The sequence below is a fragment of the Azonexus hydrophilus genome, from assembly GCF_001956855.1.
Lineage (GTDB): Bacteria > Pseudomonadota > Gammaproteobacteria > Burkholderiales > Rhodocyclaceae > Azonexus > Azonexus hydrophilus_A.
The window spans coordinates 104917-120227 of the sequence record NZ_MTHD01000001.1 but is presented as its reverse complement, the minus strand read 5'-3'; the positions used below and the strand labels follow the sequence as shown (position 1 = coordinate 120227).

Genomic DNA, 15311 nt, shown 5'->3' with positions numbered 1-15311 from the left:
CGACAATGGCGCCATGACCGAACAAACCGCCATCGACCTGACCCCGTTCAACACCCTCGCGCTGCCCGGCAAGGCCGCGCGTTACCTGAAAATCACCGATGCCACGCAGTTGACCGCAATATCGCCTGGTGACGGGCGACGCTTCGTTCTCGGCGGCGGCAGCAACCTGGTGCTCGGCGGCGACTTCGACGGGCTGGTGCTGCACATGGCGATTCCGGGCAAGCGCCTGCTGCACGAGGATGCCGAGGCCTGCTACATCGAGGCCGGCGCGGGCGAGAACTGGCACGATTTCGTCCAGTGGACGCTGGCGCAGGGCTGGCCGGGGCTGGAGAACCTGTCGCTGATTCCCGGCACGGTCGGCGCCGCGCCGATCCAGAACATCGGCGCCTACGGGCTGGAAGTCGGCGAACGGCTGCATTCGGTGCAAGCCTGGGATTTTGAAAAACAGGTTTTTTTCACGGTCGACCGTAAAAATTGCCATTTTTCCTACCGCGACAGCGTGTTCAAGCAGCAAGGCTGGCATCTGAACGGGCGGATCGCCATCGTTTCGGTGATTTTCCGGCTACCCAAGGCCTGGCGGGCGAACATCGGCTATGCCGACCTGCGCCAGGAACTGGCCGCGTGCGGCATTGCCGAACCCGGCGCCCGCGATGTCGCCGATGCGGTCATCGCCGTGCGCCGGCGCAAGCTGCCCGATCCGGCGCTGACACCGAACGCCGGCAGTTTTTTCCATAATCCGGTGGTCGACCGCAACATTGCCGACGCGCTGAAAGCGCAGCATCCGGCGCTGCCCTGCTATCCGCAGCCGGACGGGCGGATCAAGCTGGCCGCCGGCTGGCTGATCGAACAGGCCGGCTGGAAGGGCAAGGATCTCGGCCCGGTCGGCATGTACGAGAAACAGGCGCTGGTGCTGGTCAATCGCGGCGGCGCCAGCGGGACCGACGTGCGCCGGACGATGGCAGCGGTACAGGCCGCCGTGCGCGAAAAGTTTGCGGTCGACCTCAGTCCCGAGCCGGTTTTCCTGTGACCTGCAGGCAGGCGGCCAGACCGGTCGCCAGCGCATCGGCCATGCGCGCCTGGCGCGCCGGGTCGCGCAGCTCCAGTTCCTCGTCCCGGTGTTTGATCACGCCGGCTTCGAACAGCACGGCCGGCAGCGTCGTCCGGTAGAGGACGACGAGGTTGTCGTAATACCAGACGCCGTTGGCCGCATCGGCCGGCAGATGCTTGCGGCCATGCCAGTCGCTCGGCACGAAACCGGCGCGGCGCAGCATGGCGCCCATCGCCGAAGCGCAGACGAGGCTGGTGGCAAGATCCGGATTGTTGGCCGAAACGAAGATGCCGTAGCCGCGCTTGACCTCGGTATGCGTGCGTTCGACGCCTTCCCAGGTCCACGGCCGCAGCCAGGCCTCGCCGATCGAATCGTGGTGGACCGAGATGAAAAAATCGCTGCCGATGGCGGCTTCCGGACGTGCCGTCAAGCTGCCGATGGCACCGTCGAAATTGACCCGGCGCACCGCCAGTGACCGCTGTTCCAGCGTTGCCGCCAGGACGCCGGCGAAATCCAGGTTGAAATCGAATTCATTGCGTCCGCGCGCACTGACCGCCCCGCCATCGCGGCCACCGTGCCCGACATCGACGGCAACCAATGGAAGTTCGGCAAATGTTGCGGTCGACCACAGGAAAAGACAAAAAAGGGAGAACAGGCGCATGCGCCGATTATCGCGGGAAATCCGCAGGCGCACTGCACCGATTTCCGCGGCCACCGCATGTGGCCTGAAGCTGCGCTGCTGCAAGCCATGCGCAAGTATTACGTCGGGCTGGAACGAGGCTGCTGAAGTGCGCTATAGTCCTCCGCCTGCCGACAGGAAAAACCCATGACCACCAAGATCATTCCGCCGCGCGGTACCACCGCCCACAGCCCCGACCTCAACTGGAGCCAGGTCCGCGAAACCGTGTTGATGCTCGAACTTGCTGCCGTCCAGATCGAGGCGGCGATGAAGGACAGCAATACCTCGGTCGATGTGCTGACCCGCTCGTTCACGGCGATGGCCGGCTGCATGCAGGAAATCGTCGGCAAGGTCGAAGGCCTGCCGGAAGAAGGCCCGGTCGGGACCACCCGCGCCGAATTGCTCGGCGCTGCCGGAAACGTGTCCGGCATGGTGCACCAGGCGATCATCGCCTTCCAGTTCTACGACAAGCTGGTCCAGCGCCTGGCCCACGTCGGCCTCAGCCTGGGCGACCTGAGCGACCTGGTCGCCGAACCGGGACGCTTGTACAACCCGGGCGAATGGGTCGGCCTGCAGCAACGGATCAAGGCCAAATATTCGACGCGCGAGGAAATCGCGATGTTCGACGCCGTCCTTCAGGGCGTCCCGGTGCAGGAAGCCGTCGACCGCTTCATGGCCGAAATGAAGGAAAAGAACGACGATATCGAGTTGTTCTGACGCCGGCGCCGGCGATCAGAAATCGGTGCGGGCTTCCCAGAGGATATGTGCTTCCGGCCCTGATCCGGCCGTACGCTGCAGCATGTCGATCAGTGGCCAGGCACGCTGCGGCAGTCCTACCGGCGGCGGCTTGTGCTTGTCCTCTTCATCGTCGGCGGCCGGCTCGCCAGCGGCCAGCCGGCGCGCTTCGTCCACCGCGGCCTGCAGACGGGCAGCTGCCGGCAGCATCTCGGCTTGCGTGAACACGCCGCGCGCCGTCGTTTCCTTGCCGACGATCTGCAGCAGCGTCCGCGCCGTTTCGGCGTGCATCAGCACTTCACCGGTCTCACTGGAATTGAAGGTCACGATCATTGCATTCGCCTGCTCGGGTTGCTCTGGGAAGACCACTATAGCAGACCGTATTTCTTCAGTTTGTCATGCATCGTCGTCCGGGCGATCCTGAAGGCATCGGCGGTGCGCTGGATGTTGCCGCCCTGGCGGGAAAACTCGTCGTTTATCAGCTGCCGTTCGTAGTTTTCCACCGCCTCGGTCAGCGACGGCGTACCGACCTGCCCGACCGGCGCCGTGCCGCCACCGATGCCGAGCACGTGGCAGTCGGCGACGTTCTTCAGTTCGCGGATATTGCCCGGCCAGTCCTGGGCCATCAGACGCTGCATCGTTTCCGGTGAAACCGCCGGCAGCGCGCGGTTGTAGCGCTTGGCCGCCTGCAGCAGGAAGGCGTCGTACAGCGCCGGGATGTCCTCGCGACGCTCGCGCAGCGGCGGCAGCTCGATGCGCACGACATTCAGCCGGTAATAGAGATCGGCGCGGAACTTGCCCTGCTCCGACCACAGCTTCAGGTCTTCCTTGCTCGCCGCGACGACCCGGCAATTGACCGGGATCAGCTGGTTCGAGCCAAGACGCTCGATGACCCGCTCCTGCAGCACGCGCAGCAGCTTGATCTGCATGTTCATCGGCATGCTTTCCAGCTCGTCGAGGAACAGCGTGCCGCCGCTGGCGTATTCGATCTTGCCGATGCGCCGCTTCTGGGCACCGGTGAAGGCGCCCGGCTCGTGCCCGAACAGTTCGCTGTCGAGCAGATTGTCGGCCATGCCGCCGCAATTGATCGCGACGTAGTTTTCCTGGCCGGCCCGGGACAGGTCGTGCAGGCAGCGGGCGACCATTTCCTTGCCGGTCCCGGTTTCGCCGAAAATCAGGATGTCGACCCCGGCATCGGCGACATCCAGGATCAGCCGGCGGACCTTCTGCATCTGCGGCGAACGCCCGATCAGGCGGGCTTCCAGATCGTCGCGCTGATCGAGCCGGCGGCGCAGCGCTTCGACTTCCAGCACCAGCGCGCGTTTTTCCAGTGCCCGCCGGACGACCTCGATCAGATCGTCGGTGGAGAACGGTTTCTGCATGAAATCATAGGCGCCGTTGCGCATCGCCTCGACCGCCAGCGTCACGTCGCCGTGGCCGGTGATGATGATCACCGGCAGGTCGGCATCGCGCGCGCGTACCTTGCGCAGCAGATCCATGCCGCTGATACCGGGCAAGCGCATGTCGGTGACGACAATGCCGGGAAAATCGTCCTGCAGGTATTTTTCCGCCTCCTCGGCGGAAGCGGTCACGATGACCGGAATGCCGGCCAGTTGCATGGCCTGCTCGCAACCGAGACGGACATTCGGATCGTCTTCGACGAGCAGGACTTGAAGCAGCGTCTTCATGGCAGCGTTTCCCGGTGGTCTGACGGCAGTGGCGGCAGCAGCACGACAAAGCGGGCACCGCCGCCGGGCGCCGGCCCGGCCATCAGGTCGCCGCCAAAGTCGCGCAGTATATCGCGCGAAATGGTGAGCCCCAGGCCCAGCCCTTCGCCCGGCTGCTTGGTCGTGAAAAACGGCTCGAACAGGTGGGCGACCGCTTCCTCGGAAAAACCGCAGCCGGAATCGACGACGGCCAGCGCCACCTTGCCGGAACTGGCGCGCTCGCTGGAAAAGCTCAGCCGGCGCACCGGCTCGTCGTGCATGGCATCGAGCGCATTGCCGATCAGGTTGACCAGCACCTGCTGCAGCCGGTTGCGGTCGCACCACGCGATGCAGGCGTCGGCAGCAATCCGCCGTTCGAGCACGACCGACTCCTTCTTCAGCCGCGATTCGAACAGGAACAGCGCGCTATCCACCGCCTGCGCGACATCGACCGCCGTCGACACCGCCGGCGACTTGCGGGCAAAGGTCTTCAGCGGCCCGATGATGTGCCCCATTTGTTCGGTCAACTGCTCGACGATGGCCAAATTCTTTTCCGCCGTCACCAGGTCGGCGCGCCGCATGAACTCGGCGGCATTGGCCGCCAGTGTGCGAATGGCCCCCAGCGGCTGGCTCAGTTCGTGGGTGATGCCGGTGACCATCTGGCCCAGCACGGCCAGCTTGGCCGCCTGCACCAGTTCAGCCTGGGCGGCACGCAGGGTCTGCTCGGCACGCTGGCGCTCCTGTACCTCGCGTTGCAGGCCGGCCACCGCGTCGGACAGGTCGGCCGTGCGTGCCTCGACCTTGAGCTCGAGTTCCTGGTTGGCCCGTTCCAGCATCGCCCGCGCTTCTTCGCGCCCCCGCGCCAGCCGGCGGCGCTGGCGGGTATAGAGAACGCCGAGCAACAGGCAGCCCAGCGCGGCAATGCTCAGCGCCGCATGCGTGGCCGCCTGGATGCCGACCGGACGCAAATCGGAAAAGACCACGATGCGCCAGGCCGCGCCGGACAGATGCCGGGCCATCGCCAGGTACGGACGGGCGCCCTGCGATGGCGCCACATCGTCGCGCAGGTGTTTCGGCAGGCGCACGATCCGGCCTTCATCCGCGCCATCGAGATTGATGTCGAGGCTGATCGCCCCCAGCGGCTGCCCGGCAAACTGCTGCCGCCCCAGGCGTTCAAGCGCGTCCAGTGGCTGCGGCCCGAGCGTGGCGTAACGCCACTCCGGCGGCGAAGCCAGCAGCACCACGCCGTTGCGGTCGACGATCAGGGCCGGCGCTTCCTGCGCCAGCCAGCGCCGCTCGACTTCGCGGATGCCCGACTTGACGACGGCAACGCCGATGATTGCCCACTCCCGCGCTTCGTCACGGATCGGCAGGGCGAAGTAGTAACCCGGCTCGTGGCGCACATGATCGACCGCGTAATGACGCGCCGGCGTGCCGCGCACCGCATCGCGGAAGAACGGCATATAGGACAGATCCGAGCCGAGCAGGTTGTCGGAAAATATCCAGTCGCTGGAAGCGACGACCGTACCGCTGGTGTCGAGAACGAAGATGGCCGGACCACCGAGGTGATCGTTGAGCTTCTGCAGGAAGCGGTTGGCCTCGACCTGGCGGATGTCCTGCTCTTCGCTCGGCGCCCGCAACAGCGAGACGACATCGGGATTCAGCTCGACCGCGCTGGGAATCGACGCGTGCCGGGTCACTTCGCTGTCGATCGCCGCGCCGAGGATGTCCAGCTGGTGCGAGGCCTTCTCGCGCATGTCCTCGATGCCGTAATGCTCGGACACCCGGTAGGAAAGCAGGCCGAGCAGCAGGAACGCGACCATCAGCCCGACCAGGCCCAGGACACGGTGCGGACGGGGCAGCGAGGAAGGTGAAATGGCGTCGGGTTCCGGCATGGCAGGGGCTCAGGGAATGCTCATTGTACGGCCGAACGCCGGTTGGTCAGGCAGCCGTCCGGAAGCGGGCAATACCCGTTTCGAGGCTGCTCGCCAGACTGTCCAGTTGCCGTGCCGTGGTCGCCATGCTGGCGGTGGCCCGGTTGTTCTCGTGGATCATCTGGACGATGCGTTCGACCCGGGCGGCGATTTCCTCGCCACCCGACGACTGCTGGCGCAGGCTGGCCGACACATCGTCGATGACCCGGGCGACATGGCGGTTGCTGCTTTCGATGGCGCTCATCGATTCGCCTGCCGCGCAAGCCATGCGCAGCCCCTCATCGACGCGGCTGACCGAACGCTGCATGTGCTCCGCCATCGAGCGGGCACCGCCCTGGATGGCGCTGACCATGGCGGCAATCTGGCTGGCCGAGGCGGTCGTCTTTTCGGCCAGTTTGCGCACTTCGTCGGCGACCACGGCGAAACCCCGGCCACTGTCGCCGGCCCTTGCGGCCTCGATGGCCGCGTTCAGCGCCAGCAGGTTGGTCTGGTCGGCCAGATCGTGGATCACCGAAGTGATCGCCGAGATGCGTTCCGACTCCTGCCCCAGCGTCGTTGCCGTCGCCGCCGAATCGGTAACCAGGCCGGCGATCTGGCGAATCTCGTCGACCATGGTCTGAATCGTCCGGCAACCGCCGGCCGCCTGCTGCCCGGCCTTGCCGGACAGACCCTGGGCCTCCTGGCCGAGCTTGGCGATATGGCTGATGCAGGTCGACATCGCCTGCAAGGTCTCGGCCATTGCGGCGCTGGCCAGCGCCTGTTCCTCGGAACCGCCGCGCATTTCGTCAGCCGAGCCGGAAAGTGCGGTGACGGCATTTTTCAGCTGCGCGGCTTCCTCGCGGATGGCGCCGAGAATCCCGGCCAGCGACCGGGTCGTCTTCATCGCCGCCGCCTGGACGCGCCGAATTTCGGCAAAGCCGTTCGGCTCGATGCCTTGGGTCAGGTCGCCGGCAGCAATGCTTTCCATCAAGCGGGCAGTGGTTTCGAGCGGGCGACGAATGCCGCCGGTGAGCAGAAAGCCGAGGATGCCGGCGATCAAGGCCGCGACGACTACCAGGATCAACGTCAATCGGCGGGTATGCGCCGATTCGGCAACGATGTCGCCGGCGCGTTCGCGGCTCTGCGCCTGCACCAGCTGGCGCGCTTCGCCGATGCTGGCTTCGAGTACCTGCATGCGCGGCGAAGCTTCCTGTTGCAGGATGCCCATGGCCACCGCCGAGAGGAACTGCATGGCCTCGGCCATCGCCTTGTCCTGGGTCTGGATGGCCGCTGTCGCCTGCTGGCGGATGCGTTGCAGCAATTCGGTTTCGCCCGCTGCAGCATGGTCGACCGCAATATTCTCCAGGGCCCCGAGGGCGGCGAAAAAACGGGCCTTCTCGCGGTCGTAGCGGGCCGCTTCCGTCTTCATCACTTCACCGTCGGTGAAGATGATGTTGTTGCGCACGCTTTCGCGCATGCCAGCGTAGGCATAGCCCAGCTCTGCGATCTGGCTGTCCTTGGTCAGCGACACCGTGGCGATACGCTCTGCTGCCGCATCGACGCGACCAAGGCTGAACGTCGTCCAGCCGGCGACGACGACGAACAAACCGACGATGACGGTAAAGGCCAAGGCCAGTTGCCGGCCGATGCCGAGACGGAATAAGGCTTTCATGACAGAAACTCCAACCACTCTGGGTGCCCGGGCGCTGCCGCGCCCGGGCAGATCAATCAGGGATAAAGGCCACGCTGCTCGCGTGCCGCCAGCACCCGCTGACAGGCAATGATGAAAGTCGCCGTGCGCAGCGAGACCTTGCGCTCGTCGGCCAGTTTCCAGATGGCATCGAAAGCACCGATCATGATGCGTTCCAGGCGGCTGTTGATTTCATCCTCGCTCCAGAAGAAGCTGGAAAAATCCTGCACCCACTCGAAATACGACACGGTAACCCCGCCAGCATTGGCCAGGACGTCGGGCACGACCAGGATGCCGCGATCGCGCAGGATGTCGTCGGCCGCCGGCGTGGTCGGGCCGTTGGCACCTTCGACGACGATACGCGTCTGGATGCTGCGTGCCCGCTCGGGCAGGATCTGCCCTTCCAGCGCTGCCGGCACCAGGTAGTGCGATGGCACCGCCCAGAAGTCGTCGACCGAGATCGGCGTCGCACCGGGAAAGCCTTCCAGCCCGCCGTTCTGCTCGACATGGGCAAGCGCAGCAGGAATATCGATGCCCCGTTCGTTGGCGATGGTCGCCGAATGATCCTGCAAGGCGACAACCCTGGCGCCCGCCGCGTGGAACATGCGGGCAGCGATGCCACCGACGTTGCCGAAGCCCTGGACGACAACATGCGCCCCCTCGATCGGCACATTGCTGCGCCGGCCGGCTTCACGGGCGGCGATGAAGACGCCGCGGCCGGTCGCTTCGTGACGGCCGAGCGAGCCACCGAGCGAAATCGGCTTGCCGGTGACGACGCCGGTCGAGGTCGAACCGACGTTCATCGAGTAGGTGTCCATCATCCAGGCCATGGTCTGCTCGTTGGTGCCGACATCGGGCGCCGGAATGTCCTTGCCCGGGCCGATGACAACGCCGATTTCCGACGTGTAGCGGCGGGTGATGCGTTCCAGTTCGTCGCGCGAATGCGCCCGCGGATCGAGCCGGATGCCGCCCTTGGCGCCGCCGTACGGCAGATTGAGCGCGGCGTTCTTGATCGTCATCCAGCCCGACAGCGCCATCACCTCGTTGAGGGTGACCGCCGGATGGAAACGCACCCCCCCCTTGCCCGGCCCGCGCGACAGGTTGTGCTGGACACGGTAGCCCTCGTAGTGAGCGACCGTGCCATCGTCGCGGTGGATCGGCACATCGACGATCATGATCCGCTTCGGGTGCTTCAGGGTCTCGACCCACTTGGCCAGGCCGCCCATGTGCGGCGCCACGCGATCGATCTGCTCGAGGAAGCTGGCCCACGGCTCGGGCGCCGCCGGGTTGAGGAAGGAAAGCCCGGCCGGCTGTCTGGTGGTGGTTTCGGTGTTGCTCATTGTTGTCTCCTTTTATGTTTTTTCAGTGGTGCAGGATCTTGGCCAGGAACTGCTGCGCCCGCTCGGAACGCGGATTGGCGAAGAAGGCTTCCTTGGCGTCGTCCTCGACGATGCGGCCGTGGTCCATGAAGATGACCCGGTTGGCGACGCGCCGGGCAAAGCCCATTTCGTGCGTGACACACATCATGGTCATGCCTTCCTGGGCCAGTTCGGTCATCACATCGAGCACTTCGTTGACCATTTCCGGGTCGAGTGCCGAGGTCGGCTCGTCGAACAGCATGCAGATCGGGTCCATCGCCAGCGCCCGGGCGATCGCCACACGCTGTTGCTGGCCGCCGGACAGCTGGCCGGGGAACTTGTCGGCCTGGGCCTTGAGGCCAACCCGGTCGAGCAGCTTCAAGCCCTTGTCCATCGCCTCGTCCTGTTTGCGTCCCAGCACCTTGACCTGGGCGATGGCCAGGTTCTGGGTGATGCTCATGTGCGGGAACAGCTCGAAGTTCTGGAAGACCATGCCGACCTGGGCGCGCAGCTTCGACAGATTGGTCTTCGGATCGCCGACGGAAATGCCGTTGACGGTGATCTCACCGGACTGGAAAGGCTCCAGGCCATTGACGCACTTGATCAGCGTCGACTTACCGGAACCGGACGGGCCGCAGACGACGATGACCTCGCCCTTGCTGACGCTGGTACTGCAATCGGTAAGGACCTTGAAGTCGCCGTAATGTTTGCTGACGTTGGCAATCTTGATCATGGGAATTCTCCTGACAGTCGGCGATCAGGCCGTTTGGTATTTTTTCTGAAGGTGCTTCACCAGCTGGGAGGCGGAGAAGCAGATGACGAAATAGACGGCGCCGGCAAACAGCAGCATTTCGACCAGGCGACCATCGCGGTCGCCGACCTTGTAGGCGGCGCCGAAGAAGTCGGCGAGCGCCGAGACATAGACCAGCGAGGTGTCCTGAAAGAGGATGATCCCTTGCGTCAGCAGCAGCGGCACCATGTTGCGGAAGGCCTGCGGCAGCACCACCAGGCGCATGCTCTGGCCGTAGGTCATGCCCAGTGCCGAGGCAGCAGCCATCTGGCCTTTCGGCACACTCTGGATGCCGGCGCGGATGATTTCCGAGTAATAGGCCGCCTCGAACAGGGCGAAACCGGCCATGGCCGACGACAAGCGCATGTCCGTTCCCTTCGGGATGTTGAACAGCTGCCCGACAAATTCCGGCACGATCAGGAAGAACCAGAGCAGCACCATGACCAGCGGCACGGCGCGGAACAGGTTGACGTAGCCGGCGGCAAACCAGGACAGCGGCTTGATCGACGACAGTCGCATCATGGCCAGCAGGGTGCCCCAGACGATGCCGATCAGTACCGCCTGGGCGGTGATGACCAGCGAGATCTTCATGCCATCCCACAGGAATGGCAGCGATCCGGGAATCGAAGACCAGTCGAAATCGTGCATGTTATTTGCCTCCCATATAGCCAGGAACAGCGATACGCCGCTCGAACTTGTGCATCAGGGTCATCACCACGACGTTGATCGTGATATAGGCCAGCGTCACAGCGATGAAGGATTCATAGGGCTGCGCCGTGTAATCGACCAGCTGGCGACCCTGAGCGGCCAGCTCGAGCAAACCGATGGTCGAGCAGACGGCGGAGTTCTTGAAGATGTTGAGGAACTCCGAGGTCAGCGGCGGCACAACCAGGCGGAAGGCCATCGGCAGCATGACGAAACGGTAGGTCTGCGGCAGCGTGAAGCCAAGCGCCAGGCCGGCGTTCTTCTGGCCACGCGGCAACGAGTTGATGCCGGAACGTACCTGCTCGGCAACGCGGGCACTGGTAAACAAGCCGAGACAGACCATCGAAGCGAGGAATTGCTGCAATACCGGATTCGACTGCTTGTAGGCGTCGCCGATGCTGACCGGCAGCAGCTCAGGCAGCACGAAATACCAGATGAACAACTGCACCAGCAGCGGAATGTTGCGGAACAGCTCGACGTAAGCCGTGGCGATACCGGCCAGAAGCTTGTTCGGCACCGTGCGCAGGACGCCGACCAGGGCACCGAGCAGCAGCGCGATGACCCAGGCGCTCAGCGACAGGCCGATGGTCATCTTGAAGCCGGCCAGCATCCAGCCGAAATAGCTGTCGTCACCGGTGGCGGACGGCTGGAAAAAGACGCCCCAGTTCCATTGGTAACCCATGTTGAATCCCTCCTATGTTTGATCTGTCCGGGGCGACCGGGGACAGCCGCCCCTTTCCCCTTTCCTGCCGCGCTCAGTATTCCCAGAAGATGCGCTGCAGTTCCTTGCTGTCGTTGGTCGCAGTCAGCGCCACGGTCGCCAGGATGCGGGCCTTCTGCGGGTTGAGGTCGTGGGCAACCAGCCAGTCATACTTGTCATCCGGCTGCTCGGCGTTGCGCAGCACGAAACCGCCGGCATTGACGTGCGAGGAACGGATGATGTGCACGCCCTGGCCACGCAGTTCGCGCAGCGCCGGGACGACTGGCGCAGCGACCGAGCCGTTGCCGGTACCGGCGTGGATGATGGCCTTCGCCCCCTTGGCGGCCAGCGCCTTGTAGGCGGTATCGGCAACGTTGCCATGACCGTAGGCGACACCGACCAGCGGCAGGCTGCTGATCTTGTCGATGTCGAACTCGGAATTGACGGTATGGCGCTTGGCCGGCAGGCGGAACCAGTAGTTCTTCCCTTCGACGATCATGCCCAGCGGACCCCACGGGCTCTTGAAGGCACCGGTCTGGATGTTGATCATCTTGGAAACGTCGCGACCGCTGTTCAACTCGTCGTTCATCGCCACCAGCACACCCTTGCCGCGGGCATCCGTGGCCGCAGCAGCGGCGACGGCGTTGTACAGGTTGAGCATGCCATCAGCCGACATGGCGGTGCCCGGACGCATCGACCCGACCAGCACGATCGGCTTGTCGCTCTTGATCACCAGGTTGAGGAAGTAGGCTGTCTCTTCTAGCGTATCGGTACCGTGGGTGATGACGATGCCGTCGACGTCAGACTGCTTGACCAGCGCCGAGACACGCTTGCCGAGTGTCAGCAAGTGCTCGTTGGTGAAGCTCTCGGAGGCGATCTGGAAGACCTGTTCGCCGCGCACATTGGCGACCTTGGCCAGTTCCGGCACGCCGGCGATCAGTTTGTCGACCGGTACCTTGGCCGCCTGGTAGGTGGCACTGTTGGTGGCTTCGGCACCGGCCCCGGCGATGGTGCCGCCAGTGGCCAGGATGACGACGTTGGGCTGGGCGGCGAAGGCCGACAGTGAGGTGATGCAGCTGACGACAAGCAGCGTGCAACGGGAGAAGAAACGCTTGAGCATGGGAAGACTCCTCGAATTTGGGCATGAGCGCACCCCGACGACCCGGACGGGCCGCCTGGTACACAACAACTGCAGGGGGAACTAGCCGGGGCTTATTCGAAAGCCTTGTCGTTCGGCGCCTTGTACAGGGCCTTCATTTCCGTCGACAGCGGCATGTTCAGGTTCAGGCCCTTGGGCGGAATCGGGTTCATGAACCACTTGTTGTAGATCTTCTCGGCGTCGCCGGAAGTCATTGCCTTGGTCAGCGCGGCATCAACGACCTTCTTGAATGCAGCGTCATCCTTGCGCAGCATGCAGCCGTAGGCTTCCTTGGATTGGGCAGTGCCGACCACGGTCCAGTCGCCCGGCTTCTTGGCCTTGGCCATTTCACCGTAGAGCAGCGCATCGTCCATCATGAAGGCGACGGCACGGCCGGTTTCCAGCGTCAGGAAGCTTTCGCCGTGATCCTTGGCCGAGATGACGTTCATGCCCAGCTTCTTCTCTTCGTTCATCTTGCGGATCAGGCGCTCGGACGTCGTGCCGGCGGTGGTGACGACGTTCTTGCCGGCGAGGTCGGCGAAGTCGTTGATGCCCGAGGTCTTCTTGGTCATCAGGCGGGTGCCGATGACGAAGATCGTGGTCGAGAAGCCGACTTGCTTCTGGCGCTCCAGGTTGTTGGTCGTCGAGCCGCATTCGATATCGACGGTGCCGTTCTGGATCAGCGTGATGCGGTTGGCCGAGGTCACCGGCATCAGCTTGGTATCGAGCTTGGCCAGCTTCAGGTCGGCCTTGATGGCATCGACCACCTTGAGCATCAGTTCCTGCGAGTAACCGATGACCTGCTGCTTGTCATCGTAGTACGAGAAGGGAATCGAGGATTCGCGATGACCGAGCGTGATGCTGCCGGTATCCTTGATCTTCTTCAGCGTCGAGGCCTCCTGGGCGACCGCCGGCTGAACGGCAGCGGCGGAAAACACGGCGGCGAGGGCGGCGGCGAGGGCAATACGTTTCATGTTTTCTCCTGAAAGTGAGGAAGCCACGATGGGGCTTCGGCAACACACTTATCGCAAGCGACATGCCAGCCGCAGCACCGTCCCCGGAAAATCGCAAGTCATTGATTATTTAGCATTCGACCATCCAGAAACAGCCACTGGGCAACGGAATTCCGATACCCGAACCGGTCCCGCCATCGGATTTTCGACGGCAGGGTGAGCTTCGCCGAAGCCTGCGCCAGCCGTCAAGTACGGTTTACCGCGCTACTGGGGGATTACCCGGTGGTCAAGCCTGCAGGTTGTCAGGAGCATCATCGCTCATGCACAATGGGCCAAAAGGGGGAGACACCATGAACAAGAATGCGGTTGCCAATCCGTGGGCTACGGAAAACGACGCCATCCAGCAACTGGCGCTGGAAGAATGCGTCAAGCGCCAGCGCATCGACCATAGTGTCTCGGTGCTGATCCTGCCCGCTGGCCAGTGCAAGCTGGCGACCCGTTTCGCCCAGCTGGATGCCCACGTCACCGTCGCCGACAGCGGCGAGCGCAAGGCCGAGATTGATGGCCGCATTCTCGCCGCAGGTTACGCCGAAACCATCCATTTCACCGCAACCGAACTTCCCGCCCCGCCGGAAACCGACAGCGGCGCCCCCTACGACATCATCGTCCTGCGCCGCGGCCTGTGCAGCCTGCCCTATGCGCAGGGCAAGCTGCTCATCCGCCAGTTGATGAAGAAACTGAAAATCGGCGGCAAGCTGTTCATTTCCATCCTTGGCCTGCATTCCGAACTGGGCGAAGGCTATCCCGGCCGCGAGCAGTCGATCTACGAGCGCTATTGCAAACTCGCCCCAGCCATGGCGCGCAAGTACGACATCCGGGGCGAAGTCTGCCTGTATTCCGAACGCGACCTCTTCCTGTTGCTGCTCGAATCCGGCGCCAGCGTGCTGCGCACGATGACCACCACCTGGGGCAACGTCAAGGGCGTCGCCGTCCGCGTCTGATGCGCCTGGGCATCGATCTCGGCGGCAGCAAGATCGAGATCGTCGCACTGGCAGACGATGGCAACGAACTGCTACGGCGGCGCGTGGCCACCCCGCAGGGGGATTATACCGGCACGCTGCAGGCCATTGCCGGGTTGGTAGTCGGCGTGGAAAACGAACTCGGCAGCCGGGGCACTGTCGGCGTCGGCATTCCGGGCGCCGAATCACAGGCTGACGGACTGATCAAGAACGCCAATTCAATCTGTCTGATTGGCCAGCCACTGCGTCACGACCTGCAAACCCTGCTGCAGCGGGAAGTCCGCCTGGCCAACGATGCCAACTGCTTCACCCTGTCCGAGGCCGTCGACGGCAGCGCCCGTGGCGTCCGCTGCGTCTTTGGCGTCATCCTCGGCACCGGTGTCGGCGGCGGCATCGTCATTGACGGTCGGGTATTGGCCGGCGCCAACGCCATCGCCGGCGAATGGGGTCACAACCCGCTGGTCGCGACCGAAACCGATCCGTTGCGCCCCCTGCCCTGCTACTGCGGTCGCAGCAGTTGCATCGAAACCTGGCTCTCCGGCCCCGGCATGGCCGCCGACCACTTGCGCACCAGCGGTCAGACGCTGAGCGCAGAAGCCATCGCCAGCCGCGCCGAAACCGGCGACGCGGCCTGCGCGGCAACGCTGGCGCGCTATGAAAGCCGGCTCGGGCGGGCCCTCGCCGGGATCATCAACATTCTCGACCCGGACGTCATCGTCCTCGGTGGCGGCCTGTCGAAAATCCAGCGGCTGTACGAGCGATTGCCCGAATGTTGCGGTCCACATGTCTTTTCGGACAATTTCTGCACGAAAATCCTGCCGCCCGTCCATGGGGATTCCTCGGGGGTACGCGGCGCTGCATGGCTGTGGAATTGATG

The 15311-nt window shown here is 64.1% G+C and carries 15 protein-coding genes; 4 read left to right on the top strand and 11 right to left on the bottom strand.

The annotated features are described in order from the left end of the window. The first annotated feature begins 13 nt into the window (after nucleotides 1-13). On the top strand, nucleotides 14-1027 hold the full coding sequence (gene murB, locus BJN45_RS00575; protein WP_076091055.1) for a UDP-N-acetylmuramate dehydrogenase: 1014 nt from the start codon (nucleotides 14-16) through the stop codon (nucleotides 1025-1027). Here the strand turns inward: murB and BJN45_RS00570 are convergent. Then, nucleotides 1002-1763, bottom strand: coding sequence for an N-acetylmuramoyl-L-alanine amidase family protein (locus BJN45_RS00570; RefSeq protein ID WP_240494465.1), 762 nt, complete (start codon nucleotides 1761-1763; stop codon nucleotides 1002-1004). The genes murB and BJN45_RS00570 overlap by 26 nt on opposite strands. A 111-nt stretch (nucleotides 1764-1874) precedes the next feature. Between BJN45_RS00570 and BJN45_RS00565 the strand changes: the two genes are divergently transcribed. Further along, a complete protein-coding gene (locus BJN45_RS00565; protein WP_076091053.1) occupies nucleotides 1875-2444 on the top strand; it encodes a hypothetical protein in 570 nt (189 codons plus the stop codon). A 15-nt stretch (nucleotides 2445-2459) separates the two neighbouring features. Here BJN45_RS00565 and BJN45_RS00560 read toward each other — a convergent pair whose 3' ends face one another. The 10 genes from BJN45_RS00560 to BJN45_RS00515 form a co-directional block, all read right to left on the bottom strand. Continuing rightward, nucleotides 2460-2795, bottom strand: a complete 336-nt coding sequence (locus tag BJN45_RS00560) for a DUF1840 domain-containing protein (protein WP_076091051.1) — start codon at nucleotides 2793-2795, stop codon at nucleotides 2460-2462. Between the two features lie 35 nt (nucleotides 2796-2830). Further along, nucleotides 2831-4150 carry a sigma-54-dependent transcriptional regulator gene (locus tag BJN45_RS00555; protein WP_076091049.1) on the bottom strand — a complete coding sequence of 440 codons (1320 nt, stop codon included), beginning with the start codon at nucleotides 4148-4150 and terminating at the stop codon, nucleotides 2831-2833. Next, nucleotides 4147-6063: a sensor histidine kinase gene (locus tag BJN45_RS00550; RefSeq protein WP_083650688.1), complete on the bottom strand. Its 1917-nt coding sequence runs from the start codon at nucleotides 6061-6063 to the stop codon at nucleotides 4147-4149. The genes BJN45_RS00555 and BJN45_RS00550 overlap by 4 nt, the downstream gene beginning before the upstream one ends. A gap of 46 nt (nucleotides 6064-6109) precedes the next feature. After that, the gene (locus BJN45_RS00545) at nucleotides 6110-7753 is read right to left on the bottom strand and encodes a methyl-accepting chemotaxis protein (protein WP_076091047.1); all 1644 of its coding nucleotides are present in this window, start codon (nucleotides 7751-7753) and stop codon (nucleotides 6110-6112) included. A gap of 56 nt (nucleotides 7754-7809) precedes the next feature. Then, the gene (locus tag BJN45_RS00540) at nucleotides 7810-9111 is read right to left on the bottom strand and encodes a Glu/Leu/Phe/Val family dehydrogenase (protein ID WP_076091045.1); all 1302 of its coding nucleotides are present in this window, start codon (nucleotides 9109-9111) and stop codon (nucleotides 7810-7812) included. A gap of 22 nt (nucleotides 9112-9133) precedes the next feature. Next, nucleotides 9134-9862, bottom strand: coding sequence for an amino acid ABC transporter ATP-binding protein (locus BJN45_RS00535; protein WP_076091043.1), 729 nt, complete (start codon nucleotides 9860-9862; stop codon nucleotides 9134-9136). Nucleotides 9863-9886: 24 nt separating this feature from the next. Continuing rightward, the gene (gene gltK / locus BJN45_RS00530; RefSeq protein WP_076091040.1) at nucleotides 9887-10567 is read right to left on the bottom strand and encodes a glutamate/aspartate ABC transporter permease GltK; all 681 of its coding nucleotides are present in this window, start codon (nucleotides 10565-10567) and stop codon (nucleotides 9887-9889) included. A 1-nt stretch (nucleotide 10568) separates the two neighbouring features. Next, nucleotides 10569-11306, bottom strand: a complete 738-nt coding sequence (locus tag BJN45_RS00525) for an amino acid ABC transporter permease (RefSeq protein ID WP_076091038.1) — start codon at nucleotides 11304-11306, stop codon at nucleotides 10569-10571. Nucleotides 11307-11379: 73 nt separating this feature from the next. Beyond that, nucleotides 11380-12444: an asparaginase gene (locus BJN45_RS00520; RefSeq protein WP_083650687.1), complete on the bottom strand. Its 1065-nt coding sequence runs from the start codon at nucleotides 12442-12444 to the stop codon at nucleotides 11380-11382. Between the two features lie 92 nt (nucleotides 12445-12536). Beyond that, a complete protein-coding gene (locus BJN45_RS00515) occupies nucleotides 12537-13436 on the bottom strand; it encodes a glutamate/aspartate ABC transporter substrate-binding protein (RefSeq protein ID WP_076091036.1) in 900 nt (299 codons plus the stop codon). Between the two features lie 329 nt (nucleotides 13437-13765). Between BJN45_RS00515 and BJN45_RS00510 the strand changes: the two genes are divergently transcribed. Continuing rightward, entirely contained in the window at nucleotides 13766-14416 is a 651-nt protein-coding gene (locus tag BJN45_RS00510) for a hypothetical protein (protein ID WP_076091034.1), read from the top strand. After that, nucleotides 14416-15309: an ROK family protein gene (locus BJN45_RS00505; protein ID WP_076091032.1), complete on the top strand. Its 894-nt coding sequence runs from the start codon at nucleotides 14416-14418 to the stop codon at nucleotides 15307-15309. The genes BJN45_RS00510 and BJN45_RS00505 overlap by 1 nt, the downstream gene beginning before the upstream one ends. Nucleotides 15310-15311: the final 2 nt, after the last annotated feature.

Coding starts and splice junctions, on each gene's coding strand:
- murB (WP_076091055.1), top strand. CDS start 14: ATGACCGAACAAACCGCCATCGACCTGACCCCGTTCAACACCCTCGCG.
- BJN45_RS00565 (WP_076091053.1), top strand. CDS start 1,875: ATGACCACCAAGATCATTCCGCCGCGCGGTACCACCGCCCACAGCCCC.
- BJN45_RS00560 (WP_076091051.1), bottom strand. CDS start 2,795: ATGATCGTGACCTTCAATTCCAGTGAGACCGGTGAAGTGCTGATGCAC.
- BJN45_RS00555 (WP_076091049.1), bottom strand. CDS start 4,150: ATGAAGACGCTGCTTCAAGTCCTGCTCGTCGAAGACGATCCGAATGTC.
- BJN45_RS00550 (WP_083650688.1), bottom strand. CDS start 6,063: ATGCCGGAACCCGACGCCATTTCACCTTCCTCGCTGCCCCGTCCGCAC.
- BJN45_RS00545 (WP_076091047.1), bottom strand. CDS start 7,753: ATGAAAGCCTTATTCCGTCTCGGCATCGGCCGGCAACTGGCCTTGGCC.
- BJN45_RS00540 (WP_076091045.1), bottom strand. CDS start 9,111: ATGAGCAACACCGAAACCACCACCAGACAGCCGGCCGGGCTTTCCTTC.
- BJN45_RS00535 (WP_076091043.1), bottom strand. CDS start 9,862: ATGATCAAGATTGCCAACGTCAGCAAACATTACGGCGACTTCAAGGTC.
- gltK (WP_076091040.1), bottom strand. CDS start 10,567: ATGCACGATTTCGACTGGTCTTCGATTCCCGGATCGCTGCCATTCCTG.
- BJN45_RS00525 (WP_076091038.1), bottom strand. CDS start 11,306: ATGGGTTACCAATGGAACTGGGGCGTCTTTTTCCAGCCGTCCGCCACC.
- BJN45_RS00520 (WP_083650687.1), bottom strand. CDS start 12,444: ATGCTCAAGCGTTTCTTCTCCCGTTGCACGCTGCTTGTCGTCAGCTGC.
- BJN45_RS00515 (WP_076091036.1), bottom strand. CDS start 13,436: ATGAAACGTATTGCCCTCGCCGCCGCCCTCGCCGCCGTGTTTTCCGCC.
- BJN45_RS00510 (WP_076091034.1), top strand. CDS start 13,766: ATGAACAAGAATGCGGTTGCCAATCCGTGGGCTACGGAAAACGACGCC.
- BJN45_RS00505 (WP_076091032.1), top strand. CDS start 14,416: ATGCGCCTGGGCATCGATCTCGGCGGCAGCAAGATCGAGATCGTCGCA.